This is a genomic window from Pseudomonadota bacterium (genome assembly GCA_011049115.1).
Lineage (GTDB): Bacteria > Desulfobacterota > Anaeroferrophillalia > Anaeroferrophillales > Tharpellaceae > DSCM01.
Window position 1 is genome coordinate 1 of the sequence record DSCM01000047.1, and the last position, 7,186, is coordinate 7,186.

The following is a 7,186-nucleotide window of genomic DNA, read 5'->3' on the forward strand; positions in this document are numbered from 1 at the left end:
GGCAGCCCCCAACTTTTGGCGAGGACCACGCCGGCAGACTGGTGATCGCAGAAAAATAATTCATTTTCAGCCCGACAGAGGTCGAAGTCTGGTTCTCTGAAACTTCTTTCAAGAATCTCAGCGTATTCCCGGCCATGGAGATGACCCAGAATAAACTTGCCCACGTCATGCAACAACCCGGCCACGAACACAACTTCAGTATCGGCGACGTTCTTAAGCCGGGCCAGATCCCGGGCCAGCAAACCGACCGCCAGGGAATGCCTCCAGAGAGAGCGGTACGCCGACCAACGCGGCACCAGGGTAAGCATTCGGGAAACGCTCAGACCCAGAACCAGACGCCTGATATTATCAAAACCCAGAACCACAATCGCCCGGCTGACGGTATTGACCTTGTTTCCCAGCGGGTTATAAAAGGTCGAATTGGCGACTTTCAGAACCTGTGCGGTCAGAGCCGGATCCTCGAGAATCACCTTGGCCAGCAGGGCGCCGCCGGCCCCGGGATTATCAAGGGTGGCTTCAACCCTGAGCAAAATCTGCGGCAGTTGAGGAATTCGTTTTTCAGTTTCGACAAAATGCTGGACTGCGGCCAGGGCCTGACTTTTAGAGGTACTTTTTGCAAGCATAATCAACCGGTAACCACTCCAATTTCGACAACCACCTGACAGCCCTGATCACTGCCATCGATTTTTAAATCACCACCCATCCGCACAGCGATCAAACGAACCAGGCTCAAACCACCCCCCAGACCGGACGGTTACGGCTGTTTTCTCCACAGGCAAAGGGCTGCAGCAGATCCTTTACCTGGCCATAATCCAGGCCGGGCCCGGTGTCACGAACAGTTAACTGCAAACGAGCCCGGCCCACCTCTCCGACAACCGGAAAGAACTCACAACTGCAAACTAAAATTCCTCCGGCCGGTGTAAAGACCAGAGCATTATCAAGAAGCTCCCAAAGCATGCGCCGCAACAGTTCGGCATCGGTCAGAATCTTCTGGGGCAGACCTTTAGCCTTCTCAAACACTACGGTTAAAGCGTTTTCACGGGCTCGTTTTCTGGTCTCCGCCTCAAGCTCGCCCAGCAAAGGAAACAGCTCGACCTCGGCGTTTTGCGGTTGACGATCTCCCGCCTCAAGCGCATTATAGAGAAAGACCTTATCAAGACCCTCCAGGGCGCCGTGACAGATGGTCCGGATCGCCGTCGCCATCTGCCGACTGTCGGGATCAAGATCTTCCATTTCGAGATTGACGGCCAGTCCGGCAATCTGATTGAGCAGGTTCTGCATCCGCCCCAACGAACGGCGTTGGACATTGGTCTTGCGCAGATAGATCTCGCCGGCCACCTTTTTGGTCTGGGAAACCGCCCGGCGACCGTCAACGAGCTCGGTTTGCAGGTGCAGATTGTCATTTTGCAACCTTGCCGCTTCCTGATGTTCCCTGAGCCTCTTTTCATAGAGTCCGAGGGCGGCGTTCAAAGCCGGTTTAATGTCGTTATCGACACTCCAGGGCTTGGTAATATAACGGAAGATTCGACCTTCGTTGACGGCGGCGATCACGGTACTTGTATGGGAATAGCCGGAAAGTACCAGCCGAACGACATCGGGATATTTCAGGGCTACCTGCTGCAGCAGCTCAAGCCCGTTCATCTCCGGCATTTTCATGTCGGAAACAATGACCCGTACCGGTTCCCGGGCCATGATTTCCAACGCTTCCATGCCGCTGAGAGCCAGCAGAACCCGATATGGTTCGCTGATAAGCCCCCTTTTCAGGGATTTAAGTACGCGCTCCTCATCATCCACGAAGAGAATGCTGTGTTTTTTATCCACCACCATACAAAAGCCCTGTCTCCCCTGGCGTCACGGTCGTCAACCAACCGGATGCCAATCTAGTTCAGCAAAAACCATGCAAATCATTCATCCGTAAGGATTACGGCACCGTCAGGGTCCCTTTCTATATGGGAGATTCCGGGATAAAGCTTTTCCACCCGCGCCAGGAGAAGGGCCTGTTAATCTATCCTTTCCTGCAGAACCAGATTCTCCCGGCGAGCCGCATCCAGCTCCAGGGCCCGCATCACCGTCCAGTAAAGATCATGGTTGTTCCAGGGCTTGAGAATGAATTTGTAAACCCCGACCTGATTAATGGCCCGCAGAGCGGTTTCGAGATCGGCATGACCGGTCAGCAGAATGCGGACGACCTGCGGCCGCAGCCGATCTACCTCCGCCAAAAACTTAAGTCCATCCATCTCCGGCATCAGATAGTCACTGATAATCAGGCGCAGATCGGAAAAACGCCGCACCATGTCCAGGGCCTGCAAAGGACTTGTCGCCCCTTTGACTAGGATTTGGGACGAGGCCGCAAAAATCCGCCGCACGGCGGCAACCACCCGAGGCTCGTCGTCGACAATCATTATCCGGCAAGGTGAATCATTCGGCAACCACCGCGTCATTTTAAACCTCTTTCCTTTGATGGCTTGGTAACCACTTCACCGGCTTCGTTTCCCCTCAAGCTTCCCGGCCAAGGTCGGAAGAGTCTCACCGCGGCGTACTTTTATGTACGTCGCGCGGGTTTCGAACGCTTCGCCTTCGAAACGTTTACCGTGCCCGCCTGTTTTTTGCCATTTTCAGGCGTTGTCACACGTTGATCCTCTGCGTTAGCAGTTACCGGAACCAGTCCGTCAAAATCAAGATTTTCCGCCATCGCCCGCCATTCAAAAGCATTCTCAATCAGGGCCAGGATTTCATCGGCACGCAAGGGGCTGACCAGATAGGCATAGAGACCGGTCTGGTTGATGGTTTCGGTGATTCTCTCCATGTCTTTATTCTCAATCTGCATGATGCGAATCACCTGCGGCCGGGAACGCCGGCACTCCGCCAGAAAACCGAGGCAAGCATCCATCTCAACCGGGCACAGGGCACAGATGACCATGTCGGAACACTCCAGCAAAGACAAGGCTTGCTCGCTCGCATCGACCCCGGTCAGATGATAACGCTCCGCCGGCAGGGCTTCGACCATCATGCGGGTGATTTCCGGAGCAACGCCCACCAGCAACAACCGACGCGGCGCAGTTTCTGCGATCCCAGCCCCGCTGGTCTCGGTGGTCAGCAGAGAGATAAAAACATCAACCAGGCGCGGGTCCAGCTGACTGCCCCACAGAGCTCGCAGTTCAATGATCGCGGCTTTGAAGTCCAGCGCCCGGCGGTAGGGTCGACTCGAGGTCATGGCATCAAGGGTATCGGCCACCGCCACGATACGGGCGCCGAGAAAGATTTCCTCGCCCCGTAAACCGCCCGGATATCCCTGCCCATTCCAGCGCTCATGGTGCTGCCGAATGATGATGCTGGCCGGACGCAGATAATCAATCTTGCTGGTAATTTCAAACCCCAGCTGAGAATGTTTTTTGACCTCCGCAAATTGTTCCTCGTTCAAGGGACCATTGATATTGAGAATCGCTTCGCTGACACCGATCTTGCCACAATCATGCAGCAGACTGGTATAGACCAGGTCGCGGCAGAATTCGGGGCCCGAGTTCAACGCCAGGGCCATTTGCAAGCTGTAATCCCTCCCGGACCCGGCTGCAATGCCCCTTGGTATAGTGATCTTTCAGTTCAATCGCCTCGGCCAGGGCCATGACGGTATCGAGATTGGCCTGCAGCAACTGCGCGCCGACCGCGGCAACCCGGTTCCGGTCTTCGTTCAGACGCTCGACAATCTTCCGCAGGGCCTGGCGCAGTTCCTCGCCGTCCCAGGGTTTGGTGAAAAAACGATAAACTTCCCCCTGGTTGATGGCCTTGACCACCACATTCATTTCGGCGTAACCGGTCAGAACCATGCGCACGACCTCCGGATAACGGCGCTTGACCTCACCGAGAAGTTCCAAGCCCGTTCATGCCGGGCATGCGCTGATCGCTGATAATCGCGGCCACCTGATGTTCCGCCATTAAGGCCAGGGCCTGAGCCCCGCTGTTGGCGGTCAAAAGTTCCCAGTCGGGATCCAGAAGAGTCCGCGTCAGGGCCTTAAGCACCATTTCCTCATCATCAACCAGCAGGATTATCGGTTTTTTTTCCATATTCGCCATCCCGGTAAATTCGGGCAAAGAGTTTTTCAGGCGAGCCGGCAGCGTTCCGCGAGGGCGGACGGCAACCCGGACTGGGCCATAATTTCCTGGTCCAGGGCCTTGACCGGTTTGAGGCCCATCTCAATCCGGGCCAGATGATCGGCAATATGAAGAAGAATGACATTTTGCCGGTTGGGGCTGAGCACGGCCAGCGGATTATTATGATAAAGAGCAGCCTCAACCAGCGGATAAGGCATATTCCACCAGTTCAGCAGATATGCGCCGAGCTCGGCGTGATCGGCCCCGACAATCTCTTTTTCAAGTAACAGAAGCTCAGAAGCTCGCGGTCGGGATTTTGTTGCCGCAAGGCTACGATCCGGTTCAGGGCCTGCGGAAAATATTTAAGCAGCAACAGTTCGCCGACATTGTGCAGCAAACCGATCTCGGCGATATCCTCGGGCGGTTTTTCATCATGCACCGCCTCGTGCATCTCGCTCAGCAGACGATTGCAGAGCCCCGCATGTTTCCAGCTCAGTTCAGGGTCATAGTCGGCCAGGGGCGGCCCCGACAGGGTCTGGAAAACGGCGCTGCCCACCACGATATCCTTCAGGGTCATGAGCCCGATGAAAACCGCCGCTCTTTTCAGTGAGGCGGTGCCGCTCTTAAAAAATGCCGAGTTGGCGACCTGCAACACCTTGGCCATGATCGCCGGGTCCTTTTCAATGACCGTCACGATTTTATCGAAATCGGCATCGGCGTCAATCAGTGCCATTACCTAATGATAGATCTCCGGCATCATCGGCAGGCTGGTAACCGTGTTCAGCACTGCCAGCAGACGTTCGGAACCCAGAATATCCTCGGTTTCGACCAGCCCGGCCACCAGGGAGAGCAGTTCTCCGGTATGCCAGGGCTTGGCCAGATAGGTTTTGGCCGAGCCGTCGATCAGGTGTAAACATAATTTTCCTCAACAAAACCGCTCAGGATCAGCCGAATCACCCGCGGATAAAGCTCCCGCACCCGGCGCAGGAATTCGTACCCATCCATCTCCGGCATGCGCATGTCGCTCAGCACCAGGTCTATTCGACCGGCCGCCAGGATCTTCAGGCCCAACTCGCCGGAATCGGCAAAATAGAGCTGATATCCGCTGTTCATGAAGGTCCGCCGCAGAGCACGCAGGACACTGCGCTCGTCATCGACAAAAAGAATATTTTTAACCTCGGACATGTACTATTACTCCCCGCTCTTTTTAGCCGCAGGCTTCTGCCGCCGCGGCAAACTGATCGTGAAGCTGGCCCCGTGACCGACGACCGAGGCCACCGTCAGACTGCCGTGATGTTTTTTAGTCACGATATCATAGGAGATATTAAGCCCGAGCCCCGTCCCCTTACCCACCGGCTTGGTCGTGAAAAAAGGATCGAAAATACGCTCCAGGTTTTCTGCCTGGATTCCCGGACCGTCATCGCCGATGATGCAGCGCACCGTCTCGTCATCAAATTCGGTCGCCACCGTAATGCGGCCGGGTGTGGCCCGGCCCTGCTCCTTGATCGCCTGCGCCGCATTGACGATCAGATTAAGAATCACCTGATTGATCTCGCCGCCGACGGCCATCACCTCAGGCAGCTCCGGCGCCAGAAAAAGCTCGATCTCGGCGCGATACTTATACTCGTTACGGGCCACCACCAACGTGGTTTCAATCGCCCGGTTGAAATTAAAGCTCTCTTTCTGATCCTGCTGGTCGATACGCGAAAATTCCCGCAATTTGGTCACGATCGTGGTGATGCGGGCAAAGCCGTCCTGCGATTCGCGGAAGAGATCATGCAGATCCTCGAGAATAAATTCCATCTGCATTTCGGCTTCCATCGCCGCAGCCCGCTCCCGAATGAGAGCTCCGCTTGCCGGAAGCTGCTCCGCCAGCTCGGCGGTCAAATCGCGATAGAATTCGATCAATCTGACAAAATTATCCGTATAGGTGATGATGCTTTCAAAATTGCTGGCGACGAAACCGACCGGGGTATTGAGTTCGTGGGCCACTCCGGCGGCGAGCTGTCCGACCGCTTCCAGACGCTGGGCGGTCCGCAATTGCGTCTGCATGGCCCGAACCTGAGTGACGTCGCGTTTCACCGCCGCCAGCGAGATGATTTCACCGAACTCGCTGCGCACCGGAAAGATCACCGCCTCCTCGTCATAAAGCGTGCCGTCCTTGCGGCGGTTGACAAAACTGCCGTGCCAGCTTCGGCCCTGGCGCAGGGTTTGCCAGAGATCATGGTAAAAAGCCTGCTCCTGGCGGCCGCTTTTGAGAAGGGAGGCTTTCTTACCGATGACCTCGGACATGCGGTAACCGGAATTTTTTTCAAAGGCCGGATTGACATATTGAAAATGGCCCGCGAGATCGGTGACCACGATGCTCTCGGCCGCCTGCTCGACCACCGCGCTGAGCTGGGCCATGCGCCGCGTCATGACTTTATGGGCGCTGAGATCATTGATCAGACCGACCAGACCGGCCGGTCGCCGATCCCGTTCGCGATAAACGCTGATTTTGAGCTCCAGAAACCTGGCCTCACAGCCACCCGGCTTTTCCTCTTCGACTTCAAGCTCACGGCTTCGAACGCCGCCTTTACGCAGTAATTGAAAATCATCCCGGTCAACCACCGGCAGTTCCCCGGCGATGGCGACTTCCGCCCCCGACCGCCCCAACAGATCCTTTCGGTTTCTGCAGGATAGCTTTTCAAAGGCCTGATTACAACCCAGATAAAAGCCTTCCCGGTCAAGATAAAGAATCGCAATCGGCACCGCGTCCAGCAGCTCCTGAGCCAGGTAACTGCGAGCCTGAGCCGAGTTCTTCGCCTGATGCAGTTCGGCAATGACCTGTTTCTGCCGCTCCTGCAAGGCCAGAACGCGACGGTTGGTCCGCAGCAGGCTGAACAACGCCAGCAACAGCAACCCCGCCAACGACAACAGCAGCAGCAGAAAGCCGCGATACCGCTGCCAGATCTGCAACGGAGAGATTTCTCCCAGATGTTCATAGGGAGGCAGTTTCAAGGCCATCAACAGCTCTCTGACCGGCTCGTAGCTGAGCGGAGTGCTCCAACCACCGATTCCCGCCTGAACCGCGACTTCGTCGTCGGCTTTCATACCC

Annotated in this window: 10 protein-coding genes; all 10 read right to left on the reverse strand. The window is 56.0% G+C overall.

Going from position 1 to position 7,186, the window contains the following annotated elements; translation table 11 throughout:
- The coding region (locus ENN66_03905; GenBank protein ID HDS15751.1) for an HDOD domain-containing protein at positions 1-623 on the reverse strand (623 nt) is incomplete at its 3' end.
- A gap of 106 nt (positions 624-729) precedes the next feature.
- Complete coding sequence (locus ENN66_03910) at positions 730-1,827, reverse strand: hybrid sensor histidine kinase/response regulator (protein ID HDS15752.1); 1,098 nt, start codon at positions 1,825-1,827, stop codon at positions 730-732.
- Between the two features lie 173 nt (positions 1,828-2,000).
- A complete protein-coding gene (locus ENN66_03915) occupies positions 2,001-2,441 on the reverse strand; it encodes a response regulator (GenBank protein ID HDS15753.1) in 441 nt (146 codons plus the stop codon).
- A gap of 101 nt (positions 2,442-2,542) precedes the next feature.
- Positions 2,543-3,538, reverse strand: a complete 996-nt coding sequence (locus tag ENN66_03920) for an HD domain-containing protein (GenBank protein ID HDS15754.1) — start codon at positions 3,536-3,538, stop codon at positions 2,543-2,545.
- Positions 3,471-3,872 (reverse strand): response regulator, encoded by a 402-nt coding sequence (locus tag ENN66_03925; GenBank protein ID HDS15755.1) that lies wholly within the window; start codon positions 3,870-3,872, stop codon positions 3,471-3,473. Before ENN66_03925 ends, ENN66_03920 begins: the two co-directional genes overlap by 68 nt.
- On the reverse strand, positions 3,856-4,071 hold the full coding sequence (locus ENN66_03930; protein ID HDS15756.1) for a response regulator: 216 nt from the start codon (positions 4,069-4,071) through the stop codon (positions 3,856-3,858). The genes ENN66_03925 and ENN66_03930 overlap by 17 nt, the downstream gene beginning before the upstream one ends.
- 26 nt (positions 4,072-4,097) lie before the next feature.
- Positions 4,098-4,451 (reverse strand): HDOD domain-containing protein, encoded by a 354-nt coding sequence (locus ENN66_03935; GenBank protein HDS15757.1) that lies wholly within the window; start codon positions 4,449-4,451, stop codon positions 4,098-4,100.
- Complete coding sequence (locus ENN66_03940; GenBank protein ID HDS15758.1) at positions 4,319-4,822, reverse strand: HDOD domain-containing protein; 504 nt, start codon at positions 4,820-4,822, stop codon at positions 4,319-4,321. The genes ENN66_03935 and ENN66_03940 overlap by 133 nt, the downstream gene beginning before the upstream one ends.
- Positions 4,823-4,992: 170 nt before the next feature.
- Positions 4,993-5,274: a response regulator gene (locus tag ENN66_03945; protein ID HDS15759.1), complete on the reverse strand. Its 282-nt coding sequence runs from the start codon at positions 5,272-5,274 to the stop codon at positions 4,993-4,995.
- Between the two features lie 6 nt (positions 5,275-5,280).
- A partial coding sequence (locus ENN66_03950) for a PAS domain S-box protein (GenBank protein ID HDS15760.1) occupies positions 5,281-7,186 on the reverse strand: 1,906 nt, incomplete at its 5' end.